General features: G+C 58.9%; 16 protein-coding genes and 1 pseudogene. 12 read left to right on the plus strand and 5 right to left on the minus strand.

Annotated elements, in window-relative coordinates:
- Positions 1–86 precede the first annotated feature (86 nt).
- Positions 87–920 (plus strand): invasion associated locus B family protein, encoded by an 834-nt coding sequence (locus tag ILT44_RS17745; RefSeq protein WP_204240945.1) that lies wholly within the window; start codon positions 87–89, stop codon positions 918–920.
- A gap of 70 nt (positions 921–990) precedes the next feature.
- Here the strand turns inward: ILT44_RS17745 and hspQ are convergent, their stop codons facing one another.
- On the minus strand, positions 991–1320 hold the full coding sequence (gene hspQ, locus ILT44_RS17750; protein WP_204240946.1) for a heat shock protein HspQ: 330 nt from the start codon (positions 1318–1320) through the stop codon (positions 991–993).
- Positions 1321–1530: 210 nt separating this feature from the next.
- Here hspQ and ILT44_RS17755 point away from each other — a divergent pair, with 210 nt between their 5' ends.
- A complete protein-coding gene (locus tag ILT44_RS17755) occupies positions 1531–2502 on the plus strand; it encodes an AEC family transporter (RefSeq protein ID WP_204240947.1) in 972 nt (323 codons plus the stop codon).
- Positions 2503–2735: 233 nt separating this feature from the next.
- Here the strand turns inward: ILT44_RS17755 and ILT44_RS17760 are convergent, their stop codons facing one another.
- Entirely contained in the window at positions 2736–3998 is a 1263-nt protein-coding gene (locus ILT44_RS17760) for a UbiH/UbiF family hydroxylase (RefSeq protein ID WP_204240948.1), read from the minus strand.
- Positions 3999–4202: 204 nt separating this feature from the next.
- On the opposite strand from ILT44_RS17760, the gene ILT44_RS17765 reads away from it, so the two are divergent.
- The 4 genes from ILT44_RS17765 to ILT44_RS17780 all read left to right on the plus strand — a co-directional run bounded on the left by ILT44_RS17765 (position 4203) and on the right by ILT44_RS17780 (position 8916).
- Positions 4203–5750, plus strand: coding sequence for an ABC transporter ATP-binding protein (locus ILT44_RS17765; protein WP_204240949.1), 1548 nt, complete (start codon positions 4203–4205; stop codon positions 5748–5750).
- Complete coding sequence (locus ILT44_RS17770) at positions 5740–6816, plus strand: ABC transporter permease (RefSeq protein ID WP_204240950.1); 1077 nt, start codon at positions 5740–5742, stop codon at positions 6814–6816. The genes ILT44_RS17765 and ILT44_RS17770 overlap by 11 nt, the downstream gene beginning before the upstream one ends.
- Complete coding sequence (locus ILT44_RS17775) at positions 6813–7730, plus strand: ABC transporter permease (RefSeq protein WP_204240951.1); 918 nt, start codon at positions 6813–6815, stop codon at positions 7728–7730. The genes ILT44_RS17770 and ILT44_RS17775 overlap by 4 nt, the downstream gene beginning before the upstream one ends.
- Before the next feature lie 103 nt (positions 7731–7833).
- The gene (locus ILT44_RS17780; protein ID WP_204240952.1) at positions 7834–8916 is read left to right on the plus strand and encodes a BMP family ABC transporter substrate-binding protein; all 1083 of its coding nucleotides are present in this window, start codon (positions 7834–7836) and stop codon (positions 8914–8916) included.
- Between the two features lie 274 nt (positions 8917–9190).
- On the opposite strand, the gene rimO is transcribed toward ILT44_RS17780, so the two are convergent.
- Positions 9191–10507, minus strand: a complete 1317-nt coding sequence (gene rimO / locus ILT44_RS17785) for a 30S ribosomal protein S12 methylthiotransferase RimO (RefSeq protein ID WP_204240953.1) — start codon at positions 10505–10507, stop codon at positions 9191–9193.
- 693 nt (positions 10508–11200) lie between these two features.
- Between rimO and ILT44_RS17790 the strand changes: the two genes are divergently transcribed.
- Complete coding sequence (locus tag ILT44_RS17790) at positions 11201–12244, plus strand: glycosyltransferase family 2 protein (RefSeq protein ID WP_204240954.1); 1044 nt, start codon at positions 11201–11203, stop codon at positions 12242–12244.
- A gap of 191 nt (positions 12245–12435) precedes the next feature.
- On the opposite strand, the gene ILT44_RS17795 is transcribed toward ILT44_RS17790, so the two are convergent.
- Positions 12436–13092: a polysaccharide lyase family 20 protein gene (locus ILT44_RS17795; protein WP_204240955.1), complete on the minus strand. Its 657-nt coding sequence runs from the start codon at positions 13090–13092 to the stop codon at positions 12436–12438.
- 278 nt (positions 13093–13370) lie between these two features.
- On the opposite strand from ILT44_RS17795, the gene ILT44_RS17800 reads away from it, so the two are divergent.
- The 5 genes and pseudogenes from ILT44_RS17800 to ILT44_RS31920 form a co-directional block, all read left to right on the plus strand.
- A complete protein-coding gene (locus tag ILT44_RS17800; RefSeq protein WP_239468341.1) occupies positions 13371–14654 on the plus strand; it encodes a glycosyltransferase family 4 protein in 1284 nt (427 codons plus the stop codon).
- A 5-nt stretch (positions 14655–14659) separates the two neighbouring features.
- Positions 14660–15823, plus strand: coding sequence for a glycosyltransferase family 4 protein (locus ILT44_RS17805; protein ID WP_204240957.1), 1164 nt, complete (start codon positions 14660–14662; stop codon positions 15821–15823).
- 13 nt (positions 15824–15836) lie between these two features.
- Entirely contained in the window at positions 15837–17864 is a 2028-nt protein-coding gene (locus tag ILT44_RS17810; RefSeq protein ID WP_204240958.1) for a heparinase II/III family protein, read from the plus strand.
- A 381-nt stretch (positions 17865–18245) separates the two neighbouring features.
- Complete coding sequence (locus tag ILT44_RS17815; RefSeq protein WP_204240959.1) at positions 18246–19865, plus strand: lipopolysaccharide biosynthesis protein; 1620 nt, start codon at positions 18246–18248, stop codon at positions 19863–19865.
- A 722-nt stretch (positions 19866–20587) separates the two neighbouring features.
- Positions 20588–20719 (plus strand): annotated as a pseudogene (locus tag ILT44_RS31920) (helix-turn-helix domain-containing protein); the annotation flags it as partial.
- 20 nt (positions 20720–20739) lie between these two features.
- Here ILT44_RS31920 and ILT44_RS30970 read toward each other — a convergent pair.
- Positions 20740–21052 (minus strand): hypothetical protein (locus ILT44_RS30970; RefSeq protein WP_239468336.1); only part of this gene is annotated, 313 nt, incomplete at its 5' end.

Raw genomic sequence — 21052 nt, forward strand, 5'->3', positions numbered from 1 at the left:
TTTGACCACGTCATCACAGGTTAAGAACGCGCCGGATCAACGGCCAATTCGAAAGCCGACCTTTCGACTGAAGAGGATCTAACGACATGTCATTCGCGACACGCTTCGCGAGCCTGGGGGGGACCCGTGGCCTGGCAGCAGCTCTGGCCGTTTTGGTGAGCGCACCCGTTCTGGCTCAGACGGCTCCGGCCCAGACAGCCCCCGCTCAGAGGCCCGCCGCTCCGGCTGCCCAGCCGGCCCGTCCCGCAGCTCCTCCGGCTCAGCCGGCCGCCCAGCCGCCGGTTCAGGGCGCCCAGCCGCAGCAGGGTGCAGGCCCGACGGTCGTGCAGGTGAAGGCCGAGCCGTCCCAGCCCGAATGGACCAAGGTCTGCGGCAAGGACCAGAACACCAGCACCGAGATCTGCTACACCACCCGCGATTTCGTCTCGGATCAGGGCCAGCCGGTTCTGGCGCTCGCCGTCTATGACGTGAAGGGCCAGCAGGCGCAGAAGGTCGTTCGCTTCGTGATGCCGCTCGGCCTGCTTCTGCAGCCCGGCCTGCGCTTCGCGGTCGATCAGGGTCAGGCCGTCGCCGGCCGCTATGTCATGTGCCTGCCCAACGGCTGCTTCGCCGAGGCCCAGGTGAAGGACGACTTCATCGCCTCCCTGAAGAAGGGCGCCAACATGAATGTCAGCGTCCAGAACCAGATGGGCCGCGAGATCACCTTCGCCGTTCCGGCCGCCGGCTTCGGCAAGGCCTTCGACGGCGCTCCGATCGATCCGAAGGTGCTCGAGGAACAGCAGAAGAAGCTGCAGGAAGAGCTGCAGAAGAAGAGCGAAGAGATGCGTCAGAAGATGCTGAACAGCGGTGCCGGCACTCCGGGCGCGCCCGCTGCCCCTGGTGCTGCCGCTCCGGCCGCACAGACTGCTCCCAAGCCGTAAGATTGTATCTCTCGACAAACGAAAACGCCGGGCGATGAGCCCGGCGTTTTCGTTTTAATATAAACTATCCTCAATGGGCGAAGATAGGCTTGGTCTTGTAGGTGCCGTTCTTGTGCCGCGTGAACATCTCCGCAATCATCGGGTTGCGCAGCGGCTCGCCTGAATCGTCCAGCAGAAGGTTCTGCTCGGAGACATAGGCGATGTACTCGGTTTCCGCATTCTCGGCGAAGAGGTGGTAGAAGGGTTGGTCCTTGCGGGGCCGGACATCCTCGGGGATGGACAGCCACCATTCTTCCGTGTTGTCGAATTCGGGGTCGACATCGAAGATGAGCCCCCTGAAGTCGAACACCCGGTGCCGGACCACTTGGCCGATTGCGAATTTGGCTGAACTCGCTTTCATGGTCTTCACTCCTGGGCCTTCATATAAAGGTCCTCGCGGGAAACACCAAATCCCGCGGTCCTCACGATCAGGAGAGCGGAGTTCCTGTCGATCAGCCCTGCATTTTAGGACTATGGGCCTTCCGAAAGGTGGGATTGCCGCAAGGTTGGAACCTTGCCAGAAGGAGGCTCCACACCTTCATCCGCCCCGTCCCGATGCCTGGAGCCGCCCATGTCCGACCTGATCGGGCTGTTCAACCTGCTCGCCCCCTTCTTCGGCCTGATCGGGCTCGGCTTTTTCTGCGGCAAGGTCGTCAAGCAGCCGGAGGCGGGCCTTGCCTGGATGCAGTTCTTCCTGATCTATGTGGCTCTTCCCTGCCTGTTCTACCGTCTGATTGCCGACAAGCCCCTGGATGAGCTGGCGAACTGGCCCTTCATTCTCGCGACCACCTTCTCGACGGCTTGCGCCTTCGCGCTCTCCTTCGCCACTGGCTGGCGCTACACCAGGGATCTGCCGCAATCGGTGATGCAGGGCGTGGCCGGCTCCTACTCGAATATCGGCTATATGGGGCCGCCGCTCATCCTCGCCGCCATCGGCACCTCGGCCAGCGCTCCGGTGGTGCTGATTTTCGTCTTCGACAGCCTGTTCCTGTTCTCCGTCGTGCCGCTGCTCATGTCCTTCGCAGGGGTGGACAAGCTCAGCCTGCCGGCCACGATCCGCAGGATCGTCTGGCGCGTCGTAACCCATCCCTTCAACATCGCGACCGCCATCGGCGTTGCGGCAAGCTATCTGCACCTTCGGCTGCCGCAGGCCGCCGATCAGATCGTCACTTGGCTCTCGGGTGCGGCCGCGCCTTGCGCCCTGTTCATCCTCGGCGTTACTGTAGCCTTGCGGCCCCTGCGGCAGATGCCCGGCGAGGTGCCGATCCTGGCCTTCATCAAGCTGATCCTGCATCCGCTCCTGGTCTGGGTGGTGCTCTCCGCGCTGGGCGATTTCGGCCCCGCGTGGACCTACGCGGCGATCATCATGGCCGCCCTGCCGCCGGCCCTGAACATCTTCGTCATCTCGACGCAGTACAACGTGGGTGTGGAGCGCGCCTCGGCCTGCGTGCTCGTCGGAACCCTGGTCTCGATGTTCACCCTGACGGGCATCCTCTACGTCACGACGAAAACCGGTGCGGTGCCATACGACCTTTTTCCTTGAAGGCTGAAACCATACGCCCGACACGACACCCCGCGTCATCCCCGGACTTGTTCCGGGGATCCACGTCTACAACTCGCTTAAGGTGTTGATGGCCGGGATAAGCCCAGCCATCACGTGAGAAAGTAAGTTGGTGTCATTCCGGGGCCGCGCAGCGAAGCCCGGAATCCATAAACACGGCATCTAAAGAAAAAGGCACTGCATATCCGCAGCGCCTTTCTTCATTCCGTTAGCGGTTATGGATTCCGGGCTCGCCTTCGGCGCCCCGGAATGACAGCGGTGAGGTTAGAGTTTGACACCGACGACACGCCCTGCATCAGCCGGGGCACGCCTACGCGCGGCAGGACACCCTCGCGCATCACAACCCGGCGCAAAGGGCCGATGTTGCTGAGCGCCAGAAGCCCGGCGCCGCGGAGGAAATCGGTGGGGATCATGCCGGTGAGCAGCGTGCGGTTGAGGCCGTCCACGGCCGTGGTGCGCAGGCGGACGTCGAGGTCCCGGCCGCGCTGGTAGCCGATCAGGGTCTCCTCCGATCCGGGCTCATGACCGTCCTTCTGCCCGTCGACGACCGCGTCCCGCAAGGAGGCGACGTCGCGGAAGCCGAGATTGAGGCCCTGCGCTCCGATGGGCGGAAACACATGGGCGGCCTCGCCGACGAGGGCGAGGCGCGCAGCCCGGTAGTGTTTCACGGACAGGCCGGTCATCGGCACGAGCCCGCGCGGGCCGTCGATGCGCATGGCGCCCAGATGCGACTGGGCCTGCCGCTCGATGGCGAGCGCGAGGGCCGCGTCGTCGAGCGTCGAGAGCCGTTCGGCTTCGGCCTTGCTCGTCACCCAGACGAGGCTCGAGCGTCGGCCGGGCAGGGGCACCAGCGTGAAAGGCCCGTGACGGGTGTGGAACTCGGTCGAGGTCTCCCGGTGATCCCGGTCATGGGCGAGGATCACCGTCACGGCGGATTGCGGATAGGACCAGGTCTGCGTGCCGATGCCTGCGATCTGGCGCAGCTTGGAATTGCGCCCGTCCGCCGCCACGACGAGGCTGGCCCTGATGGTGCCGCTGGCGAGGGTCAGGGTGGCTCCCGCTCCGTCCGTCGCGAAGCCGATTGCGAATTCCGGCACGAGGGTCAGGTTCCCGCAGGTCCCGGCGGCCTCGGCCAGCTTCTCGACTAGGGTCGCGTTCTCGATGTTCCAGCCGAAGGCATCGAGACCGATTTCCCCGGCCCGGAAGGAGGCAGGCGGAGGGCGGAACAGGCTGCCGCTATCGTCGACGATCCGCATGGTTTCGAGCGGCGCCGCCTCCGATGCGACGGACGGCCAGACGCCGAGCGCTTCCAGAAAGCGGACCGAGCCGTTGAGGAGGGCGACAGTCCGCCCGTCCCGCCGCACGTCGAGCCCTCCGATAAGAACGGTCTTGAAGCCGTCGCGGGCAAAGGCCAGGGCGGCGCTCAGGCCCACGGCTCCGGCGCCGACGACGGCAATGTTACAGGTGCTCTCGGTCAAGGCTTTGCCTTCTCACCATTCTGTGGACGGGTCGCGGACTCACAATAAACCAAGGATTCGCCATTGCCGACCGGTGCAGCGCATCCCTATGATCAGGCTCACAAAGGAGTGACGAACCGGTGCGGGCCTTGCCAGGCTCCGTACGGGCCGTCATTCATGTGCAGATTCCGACCCGGCTTCAACCTTTAAGTCAGAGACGCTTGTGTGAAGGCAGACGTACCACCCTCGGGGGCGCCCCTCGTCGAACTTAAAGGGATCAGCAAACGCTACGGCGACCTTCTCGCGAACGACGGGATCGACCTGTCGATCGAGCCGGGCGAGATCCATGCGCTGCTGGGGGAGAACGGGGCCGGCAAGTCGACCCTGGTCAAGATCCTCTACGGTGTGATCGAGCCGAGCGCCGGCGAGATCCGCTGGGAGGGCCGCCCGGTCTCCATCGGCTCTCCGGTCGAGGCGAGGGCGCTGGGCCTCGGCATGGTGTTCCAGCACTTCTCGCTCTTCGACGAACTGAGCGTGGCGGAGAACATCGCCGTTGCGCTCTCCGATGAATGGAACCTGTCCACGGTCCGCAGCAAACTGGGCGAGATCAGCAGCACCTACGGTCTGGCACTTAATGCGGACCGGGCCGTCTGGACCCTTTCCGCCGGCGAGCGTCAGCGGATCGAGATCGTCCGGTGCCTGCTCCAGAACCCGCGCCTGCTCATCCTCGACGAACCGACCTCGGTGCTGACGCCACAGGAATCCGAGCATCTCTTCACGACCCTCGACCGCCTCTCGGCCGAGGGCTGCTCCATCCTCTACATCTCCCACAAGCTGGAAGAGGTGCGCCGCCTCTGCCGCCGGGCAACGATCCTGCGCGCGGGACGGGTGGTGGCCACCATCGATCCGCGGGCGAAGAGCGCACGGGAGATCGCGGCTCTCATGGTCGGCAACGAGGTCGGCGAGGTCCGTACGGACGCGCCGCATCATCCGGAAGGGGAGATCCTCAGGGTCGCGAACCTGTCGATGCCGCCGGCGGGGCTGCACGGACAGGCGCTGCGCGACATCAACCTCGTGGCGCGCGCGGGTGAGGTCGTCGGCATCGCAGGCGTCGCGGGCAACGGGCAGAGCGAGCTCTTCGCCGCCCTGTCCGGCGAGCGTCCGGCCGACCGCGCCGATGCGGTGGTCATCGCCGGCAAGGCCTCTGGGATCATGGGCATCGATGCACGCCGGCGGCTCGGCGCCGCCTTCGTGCCGGAGGAGCGCCTGGGCCATGCGGCGGCCCCGAGCCATCGCCTGAGCGAGAACACCCTGATCTCCCATGCCGCCGCCGAGGTGAGCCGATCGGGCTTCATCCTGGTGAACGCCGCCAAGCGGCTCGCCCGCTCCATCGTTCAAAGCTTCGACGTGCGCACGCCCGAGGGGGACCCGCAGGCGCGCAAGCTCTCCGGCGGCAACCTGCAGAAATTCGTCATCGGCCGCGAGATCATCCGCAAGCCTAAGCTCATCATCGTGGACCAGCCCACCTGGGGCGTCGACGCGGGCGCCGCGCGCCTCATCCGCCAGGCGCTCGTGGATCTCGCCCGCGCCGGCAGCGCGGTGGTGGTCGTCAGCCAGGATCTCGACGAACTGTTCGAGGTGGCGGACCGGATGGCCGTGATTCACCACGGCTCCTTGAGCCCCTTGAGGCCGATCGGCGAATGGACCAGGGAGGCCGTCGGACTCGAAATGCTCGGTGTCGCGCAGGCTCACGGGGGCGCCCATGCGGTTTGAGCTGACGCCCCGGACCCATGTTTCTCCCGTGATGCGCGCGCTCGCGCCGGTCGCGGCCTTCATCACCGCGTTCCTGATCGCGGGCTTCGTGATCTGGCTCATGGGCCGCTCGCCCGTTGCCGCCTTCGACGTGTATGTCCTCCAGCCCCTGAGCGATCCCTGGGCGCTGCAGGAGCTTCTCGTGAAGGCGACGCCGCTGGCGCTGATCGCCATCGGCCTGTCCTATTGCTTTCGCGCCAATCTCTGGAACATCGGCGCGGAGGGGCAGTATGTGATCGGGGCGGTGCTCGGGGGCTGGCTGGCGCTGAAAACCCACGGCACCGAGGCCGGTGCCTGGGTGTTGCCGCTCATGCTGCTGCTGGGCGTCATCGGCGGCGCTCTCTACGGGCTGATCCCGGCTTTCCTGAAGACCCGCTTCGGGGTCAACGAAATCCTCACCAGCCTCATGCTGGTCTATGTGGCGCAGCTGATCCTCGACTATCTCGTGCGCGGGCCCTGGCGGGATCCCAAGGGCTTCAACTTCCCGCAATCGGTGACCTTCGATCCCTCGGCGACGCTTCATCCCATTCTGGAAGGCGGCCGGGTGCATTACGGAGCGGTGTTTGCAGCCATTGCCGTCCTGGTCACGGCCGTCGTGCTCGGCCGAACCCTGTTCGGCTATCGGCTCAAGCTCACCGGGGATGCGCCCCGCGCCGCGCGCTTTGCCGGCTTCAGCTCCAAGGCGACCACGATGGCCGTGTTCGCCATCTCGGGCGGCCTCGCCGGGTTGGCCGGCATCTCCGAGGTTTCTGGCCAGATCGGGCAGCTCCAGCCATCGATCTCACCTGGATACGGCTTCACCGCCATCACCGTGGCGTTCCTCGGCAGGCTCAACCCCGTCGGCATCCTGCTGGCGGCTTTGGTCGTCGCGCTCACCTTCATCGGAGGCGAGAGCGCGCAGATCCTGCTGAAGCTGCCGCTTGATCTCACCCAGGCGTTCCAGGGCATCCTGCTGATGTGCGTGCTCGCGGCCGATGCCATGGTCAGCTACCGCATTCGCTTCGCCACACGGGGAGGGGGCAAATGACCATTGTCGAGGCCATTCTGCTGACCATCGTGACCGCCTCCACGCCGCTGCTGATCGCGGCCCTCGGCGAGCTCGTGACGGAGCGCTCCGGCGTGCTCAACCTCGGCGTCGAGGGCATGATGGCGATGGGCGCCGCCTGCAGCTTCGCCGCCGCCGTGACCTTCGACTCTACGCTCATCGGCGTGGCCGCGGGCATGCTGGCCGGCACCCTCATGGCGGCGCTGTTTGCGCTGCTCGTCCTGGGCTTTGCCGCCAATCAGACCGGTTCGGGCCTCGCGCTCACCATCCTGGGGCTGGGGCTCTCCGGGCTGATCGGGGCTCCGTTCGTCGGCGCGCGGCGCGATCCCATCGCGCCCCTCGACATCCCGATCTTAAGCGACATCCCCGTCGTCGGGCGCCTGTTTTTCGAGCAGGATCTCTTCGTCTATGCCTCGATCGTGCTGACGGTCCTGGTCGGCCTCTACCTCATGCGGACCCGCTCGGGCTTGACCCTGCGCTCCATCGGCGAGAACCACACCTCGGCCAATGCGCTCGGCCTGCCGGTGTGGCGGGTGCGCTTCTGGGCGATCCTGTTCGGCGGCGCCTGCGCCGGCCTGGCGGGCGCTTATCTCGCCCTCGTCTATACCCGCTTCTGGTCGCCCGGAATGACGGCGGGACGGGGCTGGATCGCCCTGGCGCTCGTGGTCTTCGCCGCCTGGCGGCCCGGCTGGGTGCTGGTCGGCGCCTACATCTTCGGGGCGGCAACTGTGCTCCAACTGCACGCTCAAGCGGCCCAATTCGGGGTGCCGTCGCAGCTCCTCTCGGCGGTACCTTATCTGGCAACGATCCTGGCTTTGCTGCTCCTTTCCATCCGTCATGGCAGGGCCATCGGAGCGCCCGGATCCCTCGGGGTTCCGTTCGTGCCTGACCGCTGATCAAACTGATGTTAATCTGACCAAAGTGTAGGCAGAGGAATTCTTGCCATAAGCCTTCAGACCTGCGACGAAATGGTGGAAATCCAAACTCGAGGGAACGAGCATGTTTTCAGGTAAAGTCTACGGAGCCTTGGCGGGGGCCGCAGTCCTGGCTCTGTCGGCCGGCGCTGCGGTCGCGCAGCCGAAGGACAAGGTCAAGGTCGGCTTCATCTATGTGGGCCCAGTGGGCGATCACGGCTGGAGCTACCAGCACGATCAGGGTCGCCAGGCCATCGAGAAGGCCTTTCCGGGCAAGGTCACGACCACCTTCGTGGAAAGCGTGCCCGAGGCCGATTCCGAGCGCGCCATCGAGCAGCTGGCCCGCACCGGCCACGACCTGATCTTCACGACCTCCTTCGGCTTCATGGAGCCGACCCTCAAGGTTGCCAAGAAGTACCCGAACATCAAGTTCGAGCACGCCACCGGCTTCAAGCGTAACCCGAACCTCTCGACCTATGCGGCGAAGTTCCATGAGGGCCGCTACATCATCGGCCAGATCGCCGGCAAGATGACCAAGTCGAACACCATCGGCTATGTGGGCGCTTTCCCGATCCCGGAAGTGATCGCCGGCATCAACGCCTTCTACCTCGGCGCCCAGTCGGTGAACCCGAACGTCAAGATCAAGATCGTGTTCGCCAACACCTGGTACGATCCCGCGAAGGAAGGCGACGCCGCCAAGGCGCTTCTCGACCAGGGCGTCGACATGTTGGCCCAGCACACGGACAGCCCGGCTCCGATCCAGGCCGCCGAGGCGCGTGGCAAGTTCGGCTTCGGCCAGGCCTCCGACATGGAGCGCTTCGCCCCGAAGGCCCAGCTCACCGCCATCGTCGACAACTGGTCCGACTACTACGTCGCCCGCACCAAGGCCGTTCTCGACGGCACCTGGAAGTCGGAAGACACCTGGGGCGGCATCAATGCCCACATGGTCGTGATGTCGCCCTACAAGAACATGCCCGACGACGTGAAGAAGCTGGCGCAGGAGACCGAGGCCGCCATCAAGTCCGGCTCGCTCAATCCGTTCAAGTGCCCGATCATGGGTCAGGACGGCAAGGAGATTGAGTGCAAGGGCAAGGGTGCCTTGTCCGACGAGCAGGTGCTCGGTATGAACTTCTACGTGAAGGGCATCGAGGACAAGATTCCGCAATAAGGCTTGCGCGGGTCTGAACAAGGATCGAGGCAGCCGGGCGACCGGCTGCCTTTTTCGTTGGTTGCCGACATCAAGCCGTCGGCGCGACAGTGTCATCCTCAGGCCAAGCGGAGCGAGGGAAGGGGATCCACTCACACGCGGTGCGCTATGGATTCCCTTCCCCTCCGATGGCTTCGCCATCTCCGGCCGGGAATGACATCGCGACGCCTCTCATTTCGATATCACCGGCACAAGGCCGGTGATGACGGCTGTGATTTATAAGCGAGGGGAGCGGTTAAACCACCGTCCCGTGCAGGTCGTATTCGTCCGAGCTCTCGATCCTCACGTTGACGATCTCGCCCGGCTTCAGTGGCTGGCGCGAGGCGACATAGACGACGCCGTCGATCTCGGGCGCGTCGTATTTCGTGCGGCCGGTGGCGACCGTCGCGCCCTGCTCGTCGATGATGACCGGCAGGGTCTTGCCGACCTTGGCTTTGAGGATCCTGGCGCTGACCTTCTGCTGGGTCTGCATGAAGCGGTGCCAGCGCTCCTCCTTCACCTCCGTCGGAACGGCGCCGGCGATGTCGTTGGCGGGCGCGCCCTGGACCGGCTCGTACTGGAAGCAGCCGGCGCGGTCGATCTTGGCGTCCTTCAGCCATTGCATGAGGAAGTCCACATCCTCGTCCGTCTCGCCGGGGAAGCCGACGATGAAGGTCGAGCGGATGGCCAGATCCGGGCAGATCTTGCGCCACTTGTGGATGCGCTCCAGGGTCTTCTCCTGGTTGCCGGGACGGCGCATAGACTTCAGAACGCGCGGGGAGGCGTGCTGGAAGGGGATGTCGAGATAGGGAAGGATCTTGCCCTCGGCCATCAGCGGGATGACCTCATCCACATGAGGGTAGGGGTAGACGTAGTGCATGCGCACCCAAAGGCCGAGCTCGCCCAGCTCCTTGGCGAGTTCGAAAAAGCGGGTGCGGACCTCCCGATCCTTCCACAGGCTCGGCTGGTACTTGATGTCGAGGCCGTAGGCGCTGGTGTCCTGCGAGATCACCAGGAGCTCCTTGACGCCGGCCCTGGCCAGCTTCTCGGCCTCGCGCAGCACGTCGCTGATGGGCCGGCTGACGAGGTCGCCGCGCAGCTTGGGGATGATGCAGAAGGAGCAGCGGTTGTTGCAGCCCTCGGAGATCTTCAGATAGGCATAGTGGCGCGGCGTCAGCTTCACGCCCTGCGGCGGCACGAGATCCACGAACGGGTCGTGGGCCGGCGGCACGGCCTGATGCACGGCCGAGACCACGGATTCGTAGGCTTGCGGGCCGGTGATGGCGAGCACGTTCGGGAACTGGTCGCGGATCTGCTCGGGCTCGGCGCCCATGCAGCCGGTCACGATGACCTTGCCGTTCTCGGCCATGGCCTCGCCGATGGCCTCTAGGGACTCGGCCTTGGCGCTGTCGAGGAAGCCGCAGGTGTTGACGATCACCACATCGGCCCCGTCATGCTCCTTGGTCAGCTGGTAACCTTGAGCACGAAGCTGCGTGATGATGCGCTCGGAATCAACCAGGGCCTTCGGGCAGCCCAGGGACACGAACGAGACTTTAGGCGCGGGAGCATTCATCCGCCAAATCCACTCTTCCAAACAAAACTGACAACAGCGAAAGGCGCACGCCGAATGCCACATCAGGGCAGATTTCTGGCGGGGGAACCTGTTCGGTCGGAGGCAGGAACACGTCGCAGGTTAGGCACCATCGCGCAGACCCGCAAGAAAACTCCTGAATCGATCCAGTCCATCGCGCAGGCCTACCACAAGGGTCGGAACAAGCGCCTGAAGACACCCGTGTGCCTTTACAACATCGGGTCGGCCTTTACAACATTCGGGACTGACACAAGGGTGAGGCAGAGGAGCAGGCTTAAAGCTGAAGCTGGCGTCCAAGCTCCTGCGCTGCAATCCCCCTACGACCCTATCTGCGAAGACCTGAAGCTCGGAGATCTGCGATTAGCGGGGTGGAGAGCATCACTCACAGTCCATCGATATCGCGATTTCGCCAACCGCACAGGTCTCACTTAGAAGGGCGTCACTCTGCGAAGGAGGATTACTACGCAAGTGACCTGAAACACTGCCATTTCCCACTGCTAAACTCCTATGATTCAAATTATTTTATACAGTAAATATCCTTAACTGCAGATGGTATGAGAATATGTCGTGCAGATCAATGTAATTCAAAAATAACAACAAGAGTAACATCTTTGGTGAAAACATCTGCAAAGGATATGTTTGATTTTGTATAACTTGAAATCTGAAAAGGCTGTCATGAAGGTAAGCATTATCATCAAGGCGCTAAATGAAGAGACTAATATCGCGCGTTCCATCGAAAGCAGCTTGGCCGCATTGAAGGGCTTGGACGGCGAGGTCATTCTTGCGGATAGTGTATCAACCGACAGAACTGTTGAGATCGCTTCAGCCTATCCGATCACCATCGTACAGCTTCAGCACACGACATCTCGTGGGTGCGGTTCAGCACCGCAACTCGGCTATCAGTACTCCTCGGGTGATTTCATCTACCTCCTTGACGGTGACATGGTCCTTTACCAGGACTTCCTGACAGCTGCATTGGCAACATTAGAGAGTGATCATCGATTAGCCGGGGTTGGCGGAGTCATCCGTGACATGAATCTAGACAATCTAGAGTTTGCTGCCAGGGCCGCTCGGAACAATAACACTCCGCAAGCTGGCGACACTGACCGCCTGAATGGCGGTGGATTGTACAGGCGTGCAGCAATAGAAAGTGTTGGCTATCTTTCCGATATGAATCTTCATGCTTTTGAAGAATTCGAACTTGGAGCACGCCTTCGTGCGCTTGGTTGGAGACTGACGCGGCTCGACAAGGTGGCAGTGGATCACTTCGGCTATACGATTGGTGCATACAAGTTGCTATGGAACCGAGTCAAAAGCGGGTATGCCTATGGAGCTGGAGAGATCGCCAGAGCCGCAGTAGGAAAACCTTATCTTTTCGATGTGCTTTTGCACGTACGAACGCTTTGGGTTTCACTATGCGTTATCGCATGGCTTCTAACAGTTTTGCTCATCATACCGTTCAGCTTTGATGCCCCTCTTCAGGGTTTAGTGACAGCATGCTCTCTACTCCTTTTCCCCATACTTGTTATGTCTCTCAAACGCAGGTCGTTGCGTCTTGGTACTTACGCTGTCGCTGTCTGGCTCGTCTTGGCAATCTGTACGATTAAAGGCTTCTTCCGGCCACGCCTAAGTCCGGATGGATGGATACCAAGCCGAGTCGTACGAAGCGCGCACGAACTCGAAAGTGACCTCTATTCTTTCCAGAGCCTCCCGAATTAGGCGACATTCGGTCAGAGGCGCTTGGTGGCAAGGTCCATAGCAGGAAGGCCGCCGAGCTCGACTTTTGCGTGAGGCTCTTTTGGCGCACGGCCGGTCCTATGCATTTGGGTCGTGATCCACCTCCTAATCAAAAAGGAGCTTCGCTCGCATTTCTCAAAGAGGCCGTCGACTCCGCGCTCTAATCCGAAGCTTTAGGGCTTATCTCGGGGCGGCGTGACATAGATATTTGAGTAGCTGACCGCCAGGGTCTCGGGCGCATGCTCACGGTAAATACCGTTCTTCCAGTACGGGCCCGTTTGGTCTTTGTAGCCAATCGCACCCGTGTAGTCGACGATCTGCTTGCCGTCACGCCAGACGTCGAGCATACCGTTGCCGGCCGGGTCGAACTTGACCGTGATCTTCATATCGTACCACTGCCCGCGCACCAAGTCCGTGCTGTCCTGGTACAGATTCATATACTTGATGTTCGACGAGGAGGTCACATCGGCATTAGAGGAGCGGGCTACGATCCGCATCTTCTCGCCGTTCGCCAGTTCGATTGCGAACGGCGGCGACGCGCCGCCTTCGCCGGCATCTTCCGTAGCATGAGCCTGGCCGATAATCACCCAGTCGGAGGTGCTCTTGGTGCCTGGCTCGATCATGAACTTGTAGCTCAAGGTATAAGTCTGGCCGAAGGCGAGATGGTTCTTGCTCGAGACCTCCGAACGCTGGGTATTAGAGTTGCCGTAAACGGGACTGTCGCCGTTCCGGACTTCGAAGCGCATCACATCCTTAGCGGCATCGTAACTGTACGCGTAGGATGATCCGTCGTTCTGAAGAGTGTAGCTGTCAAGCGTGTAATATAGCATCTTTATGCTGCTATGGTTATGATGTTTGTTCTTCAAGTAGACGTCCAATTTTAGGGCACCGATTAGTACGTGTCTGTAACTCGGAATAGTTACTGCCTGCTCTGGAGATGAAAGCCCGGACGTGGAATGATCTTCTCGCTTCACGTATGCAGGATCTTACCGATTGTACCTTATTGCGAGTCGGATTGCTTGAACAAGAGAGTCATAAGGTCAAGGCTGGCAGAGTGATTGCGCTCTCGACCAACCCATTAATCCTCACCGCCCATGAGCAGCATGGTATGAGCAGCACTCAGGATCTGCAGTCCGAACAATTACTCTTGAACAAGCCGTTGAGCGGGCGGAAGATCTTGATCATAGTCGAGAACTTGCCCGTACCCTTTGATCGGCGTGTCTGGCAGGAAGCGCAGACATTGACTGCCGCTGGCGCTGTCGTGAGCATCATCTGCCCACGCACAAAGCTGCATCCCGAGCGCATGGAAGTTATCGATGGTATCAATGTATACCGGCATCCTCTGCCGGAAGACATTGGATCGCTGGTTGGCTATCTGATCGAATACGGAACAGCACTTTTCTGGCAGACGGTTCTTGCATTCAAAGTCTGGCGCCGCCATGGCTTCGATGTCATTCATGGATGCAATCCACCGGACCTGATTTTCTTAGTGGCGCTGATCTTCAAGATTTTCGGCAAAAAATTTCTCTTCGATCATCACGACATCAATCCAGAGTTCTATGAGGCGAAATTTGGCCGACGCGATTTCTTTTGGAACTTGCTTCGCATCGCAGAGCGCCTGACTTTCAAGACAGCAACGGTATCAATCGCGACTAACAACAGTTTTCGGTCTATAGCGATAGAACGCGGCGGCATGCATCCTGACAAAGTTTTTGTGGTTCGAAGCGGGCCTGATCTTCGGCGGCTGAAGGAGGTTCCGCCAAATCCGAAATGGCGCAATGGCAGGAAATTTCTCGTTGGCTATGTCGGTGTCATGGGTCCACAGGAAGGGATCGACCTCCTGCTTGAGTCGGCTAGGACCATTGTTAGCGATCAACACCGCACTGACGTGCAGTTTTGCCTAGTCGGTGGAGGCCCCTCCTTAGACAAGCTTCGCACCCAGTCTGATGCGATGGGGCTGTCCGAGTACGTGACGTTCACTGGCCGCCTGCCCGATAGTGACTTGTTTGAGGTTCTTTCGACATCGGACGTGTGCGTGAATCCCGACCGTGTCAATGAGATGAACGATAAGTCGACAATGAACAAGATACTTGAGTATATGGCTTTCGGAAAACCTATTGTGCAGTTCGATGTTCAAGAAGGGCGGTACTCGGCCGAAGGGGCTTCTCTCTACGCAACAGCGAATGATCCATATGACTTCGCAGACAAAATCCTAGATCTTCTGAAGCATCGGGAGCAGCGGATAATAATGGGTGAAATGGGGCGGGAGAGAGTGCGTATGAAGTTGTCCTGGGAACATGAGATTCCAAATCTCATTGCAGCGTACCAGTCCTTGTTCAAGATGCACGTATATAATCAAGTCAATCTTGAGGGCCTTCCTGAGCCGAGGTGAGCATCGTGGCAAGACATTCCGCAATCAGAGTGCTCGTCGTAACGCCATTAGGGCCAGGGGGAGCGGGCGGCATCGATCGTATGATAGACACCATTCACGATGAAATAAACTCCCATCCTTCTCCCGACATCGAAGTTAAGTTTCTGACCAGTCGGGGCAAAATAAAGATGCTTGCCCCATTTGTGTTCCTGATCGCAATCGCCAAGGTCGCGGCCTTGTGTATGACCCGCCATGTCGACATTATCCACATTAATTTGTCTTCGCATGGCAGTACATTGCGGAAGCTTATCTTGGCCCGTATCGCAGAGTTGATGCATGTGCCTTATGTCCTTCATTTGCACGGCTCTAGATTTCATACATACTGGATTAAGAGCAAAGGGCGGCTGCGCACGTCCATTGACCGCATGTTTGCAAGCGCTGCGTCGTCAATCGTGCTTGGTAAATTCTGGGCAGAATTGGTCTCCACCCAGGAGCCTAGGGCAGGTGAGGGGATTGTTATACTGCCCAACGCAACGCCACGCCCGGAGCGCCTTATCCAGATCACACCTAGTCGGGATGTGAAGATTCTCTTTCTAGGACGGCTAGGAACCCGAAAGGGAGTAGATATCCTGGTTAAAGCTCTTCAGATCATCGCTGCCGTTCCAAACTGGCGCGCAACAATTGCCGGAGATGGCGCCGTTGATCAGACAAAGGCTCAGGTTTCGCAACTTGGCCTGTCCTCTCGCGTTGCAATTCCTGGGTGGGTTAGCCTCGAGGAGGCTCGGAATCTCCTCTCGTCATCCGACATCCTGGTGCTCCCGTCTTTCGACGAGAACCTCCCTATGTCAATTGTAGAGGCATTCTCGTATGGTCTGGCTGTCGTAGCGACGCCTGTCGGAGCAGTGACCGATATTGTTGTTCACGAGAAAACAGGCCTTCTGGTACCTCCGGGCGATGTCTCTGCACTTGCTGACGCAATGCAGCGTTTGCTGACGGATTCGGCGATGCGCAGCCGGCTTGGCGCAAACGCTAAGATCGCTCATGCCGAAGAACTGGAGATCGGCTCATATGTTCAGCGCCTCATCCAGATCTGGATCGAAGCGGCGAACCAGAAGCAGCTACGACAACACGCGCCGAAGAAGCTCGATACGTTGGAAAAAAGCGGCGATTCGTATGGTAACCCTATCTAGTTATGGGATCAATTTGCTGATCGACAAGTTCAGGTGGTATGTATGGCGTTTAGATGCAATGAGTTCGTCTGAAATCGCGTATCGACTGCGAGAGCAGCTGAAGCGCTTTTCTTTCAGAGTTCGCAAGCCCGGCTGGTCACGGTTTGACGTTGGCGAAGGTGCTCTTGAAGTTCTGCCTGCCTTGCGTCAGAGCCTCATGTCAGATTGGCCTGACAATGTTCGTGCTCATATTGAAAAGGCTGTGCAAGCGGTTATCGATGGAAGAATGGAACTTCTAGGTCAAAGCTGGCCTGCAGAGGCTGTTCAAAGATATGAACCTTCTCTCTGGTTTCTCGATCCTCTTTCAGGAACATCTTGGCCAGGAGCCGGCACCTATTGCTTTGATGTCGATTACCGTCATTCTTCAGACAAAGGCGACGTTAAGTTCGTCTGGGAACTGAATAGACTACAGTTCCTTCATCCGCTTGCTGCCCTAGCGTTCAAGAATCATGATCGTGAACTCTACGCTCGCGTCTTAAAGATCGTTCTTGCTTGGATGCAGGCGAACCCCCCATTCCAAGGAGTGAATTGGCCATCGGGAATCGAGCTGTCTATGCGGCTGGTGACCATCGCGTTCGTTGTTTCCTGTGCACCCGGACCTCAGGACGTTGATCTAGAGACCCGAAGGCAGCTGCGCGCCTACGTCGCCGCTCATGCGTTCTGGTTGTCACGCTATCCCTCGCTGCACTCCTCTGCAAATAACCACAGAGTCGCTGAAGGCCTTGGTCTCCTGATATCCGGCTTGCTGTGTCCCGATCTCGATGGCGCAGATCACTATCTCAAAGAAGGACGTAGCATACTCGCAAGTGCTCCGCTGACCCAGTTTCATTCGGACGGAACCGGGTCCGAACAGTCACCCACTTATGCGGCGTTCACAATTGAGATGATACTGCTAGGCCTCCAGATTGATTCTGAGGACTGGCTTCGTCCTGTTGCGCGTGACCGGCTTGTCTCCGCGGGGCGATATCTTCATGCATTGCTCGATAGGAGCGCGGATCATCCTCGCATTGGAGACGATGATGAAGGACGCGTCATCGCCATGCCACCAATTCACGAAGACCATTACGTTGCCTCGGTTCTTGCCGGGCTTGCAAGCGCATTGGCCGTCCCATCTCTAAGCCCTTCGTCCCGAGAACCACATCTGCGAGATCTCTTATTTCGAAGCTTGGACGCAGGGGTTGAGCACCCCGACGGAGTATTCAACTATCCACATGGTGGGTATACGATCATTCGTCAGCATGTGGCTAACCGCTCAATGATTTTGACGTTCGATCATGGTCCTCTCGGCTTTCTCTCCATCGCGGCGCATGGCCATTCTGATGCTTTGGCATTGTGGCTGCATCTTGATGAGCATCCAATTTTGGTTGATGCCGGAACCTATCTTTATCACTCAGGTGGAGCTTTCAGAGAGCATTTCCGCTCTACGGCGGCTCACAATACGCTGGAACTTGGGGCACAGAGCCAGAGTCTTACCGCTGGCGCTTTCAACTGGCGCCATAAGGCTGAGGCCCACCAGAGATCTGTGGACCTCGGAGAGCATTGGAGCATAACCGGGAGTCATGATGGCTATAAGGCGCGACTTGGAGTCGAGCATGAACGTACGATCCGAAAAACGAACGACGGCTTTGATGTCGATGATAGACTCATTGGCCCGCCGACAAAGGTGCCAGGAAACATCGGCTTTCTTGTTCACCCGTCTATCAAGGTCACGCAGGAGAACGGGGTCGCTCTTCTATCGCTTCGAGATGGCGAGAGCATCTTGAGTGTTACGCCTCCGGCAAAGGCCATTCTAAAGATTGTGAATAGCGATGCTGACGATTCACGAAATCTGTACTCTGCAGCATTCGGGAAAGTTGAGAAGACGTCGGCAATTTTGATCGAGGTCCCGCGATTCCTAAATGGGAGTGTGAAGACCAGTTTCTCAGTTCTTCGTAAAGCTAATATAGGAAGTGCTGCAAAGGCTAAGGATCTGATACGCTGTGACCAGCCTCTGCAAGACTAAAAACAGGTAGCTGGGACAATCCTACTGATTTCTCAGCATAGCTAATCCAAACGCGCAGCTGCGCTGGTCGATCGCTCGAACCAAAGACTGGTGACTGCCGCCCATGTCAACAGTTATTGCAGGATCGTCTGAGTTAACTCCAATAAACTTGTTTCGAAGCTCATCGTTGATCAACGTACCTTCTATGCCATCTTGCGACTGTCGACTTCCGAAGTATTCTTTATAGAGGGGACTACTGAGGACAACCGGCACCGCAAGCACAAAACATGATCCAGTCCTGGGCACCATTCAGCATTAGAGTACGATTTCGCTTGCTAGATAGCTTTTTAAGTGGTTTCGGCTTGGAGGATCCGGTTTGCCGTCAGTACCTGCGGTACAACAATGACGAGTGCCGGCATCATTCTACTGGAATTGGCTCTCGCTTCATGGCTTGCCAAAGAGGAACATGGAACATTGCTGAAGGGAAGCCTTACGCAACGCATCACGATAGCGGCAGCTGCCCGTATTGGCGTTCTGCTGGTTGGGTTGTGCTTTCAGATCTTGCTGGCAAGGATGATGCTGCCAGAGGAGTATGCAAAGTATGCAGTGGCACTCGCCGGAGCATCGCTCTTCTGCTCAGTTGCCGATTTAGGAGTTACCCGGGTCATATCCCGCTTCTTGCCGCTTATCATGTTAGAAGGTAGCCGTAGAACGCTTCGTGAAGCAATAGTAAGATATGTTGTGTTTCGATTTGGAGGGATTCTAACTGTTACTACAGGTGTTGGGTTATTGTTGTGGGTATCCCCGTTTGGCTGGACGCTAGATCGCATCTACAGCGATAAACTGGTATTTGTATGGTTCATTCTGCTTTTTTTTCAATCGGATATGCAATCAATTGCACGAAGCTTGATGGAGGATACAAGCTGGGCCGTTTTTAGTTTGATAGAAATATTTGCCAGAGCGGCTGTAATCGCTTTTCTAGGAAAAGCGGGCATCTTGGATGCGGAAGCGGTCATCGAGACTTGGGCGCTCACGTCGCTATCGCTAATAGTCGGGATGGCAACCGTTTTTCTGCTGCGGCGCCACCACTATGAATTGGCAAAGGTTGTGCCGTCTGATGGGGAGACGAATTTAGGGTTGCTTCCTAGCGTTCAACTCTCATTTGCCTTGGGCACATATCTGTCATCCATCAGTTATCTGGCTACAAGCCCCGCTGCAGTTCGCCTTGCCAGCGCGCCGTCATTGGCGCCAGTCCCTCTCGCAGCTGTATCGTTCATTCAAAGCCTTATCAATTCCGTACATTCGGCGCTTCCGGTGCATCTCGTAGGAGTACCGCTTGAGCCAGCACTGATCAGCAAGATCTCCAAGTCCGGGGAGATTAGTGTGGCCCAAGACATACTAGGTGTTCTCTTGAAAGCGGAGACAATTATCATACTATTTGGGATGGTCATTAGCGTTCCCCTCGCACCGATGTTGCTTCGCCTCATTTCTCGGGAAGAGTTTAGCAGCTACGGTTATATAATTCCCATCATACTTCTGCAATTTCTTGGTAAAAGCTGTTATCGAATAATGGAAATTATGGCCGGTATAACACTGCGGCACCGTATATTTGCGGCTACCCTCCCTTTGGGAGTTGCATGTCTTACAGTTGTCTTTATGACAACACCCAAGCTTGGCCTATTCGCTGTTCTGTTTTGGCCTATAGTAGAGGTGCTGATCAGGATTGGCTTACTGAGGATGTCACTTGGCCAGCACGGATCCAAACGTATCTTGGATACTGCTCGATTGGGACCTCTCTTTGCAGTAGCGGGAGGCTTAATAGTGTTGTGTGAGATCGCTGATACTGGGTTTGATCTCGGAGCGATAGGTCGAGTTTTGGCGAGCATCGCTGCTGGAACAGTATATGTTCTATTGTTGCTGATCCTCCGCCCGGTGCGCAAGGATGAGTATAAGTTCATAGTGGGAGCAGTTCCCAAGTTACAAGGTACAGCGCTCAATATTCTTCGTAGGCTTGTGCATTGATGCGATGTAGTTACTCTGCCTGCCTAGGTGTGAGATCTGAGGAGGGTGTTCATCTCGTCTGAGGGCCTGAAGGTGGTCGTTGCGACACGACTACCAATAGACCTGAGAAATGAACAACCCACACCAGAATGCTCGCACGACCCGCTTGGGGCGAGCGGAAATGATCGCCGCATCATCGAGGACGAACTGCCTGTTTGCGAGGTGGCCAGAGGCTTTGGTGTCAGCGAGCGTACCGCCCGCAAGTGGCTGGCCCGCTTCAGAGTTGAAAGCCAAGCGGGCTGGGCAACCGCTCGGCCTGCTCAAGGACTATTACCAATCGCACGGCCGCGTACTGGATTGGCGTGATTGGGATGCTCCGACGGGAATGCCGACTGACGGCTGAGGAGACCGCCGGGAAACTGAACCTCGCCGATCTACCGTGTCAGCTTGGCTCACCCGGTGTAGACTGGGGCGTTTGGCGGGTCTGGTGTCGAAGCAGCCACCCGTGCGATATCAGCGCCAGCATCCTGGGGATGCTGATCCACCTAGACATCAAGAAGCTAGTGAGTCATTTGCCGTGGGGTCAGTTATAATGGCGTGGTGATCTTCGTGCTGCGAGGTGCCTCCTGTCACGCCACCGCAAAGATCCTCTGCGCCCGCTCACTTCTGAAGACGCACCGAACTCACCCGGCTGAGGTGCTCCCAAACTGTTCCCGCCGCCGAGGTCGACCGGGCTTAGGGCCTTGCTGGCGATTGCCGATGGCGCCAGCTACACCGCCGCCGCGCGACAGGTCGGACGCGGCCACAACGAGGCCATCTCGGCCTGGGTCAGACGCTTCAACAGCGAGGACCTGTCGGCTGTGCGACCACACCATGGTGGCGGACCGCGGATCTGCTATGGGGCTGAGGCGCACATACGCATACCGGCCGAGTGGGTGCGAGCGCCCGAGCGCGAGGCAGACGGCAGCGCCAGTTGGTCCTTGAGCCTGCTGCAGAAAGCCCTGCGCCAAGAATCTGATGGGCTGCCGAGTGTCAGCACGTTCACAATTTGGCGCAACCTGCACGAGGCGGGCCTGAGCTGGTAGAAGAGCCGCACCTGGTGTGAGACCGGTGTGAGCCTGCGGCGGCGCATGAGGATACCGACGAAGCCGTCCACTTCGTCCAATCTGAAGCCGTCCAGGCATTCCGATTTCAAGCCGTCCATGGGT

It is taken from the genome of Microvirga arvi (genome assembly GCF_016892765.1).
Lineage (GTDB): Bacteria > Pseudomonadota > Alphaproteobacteria > Rhizobiales > Beijerinckiaceae > Microvirga > Microvirga arvi.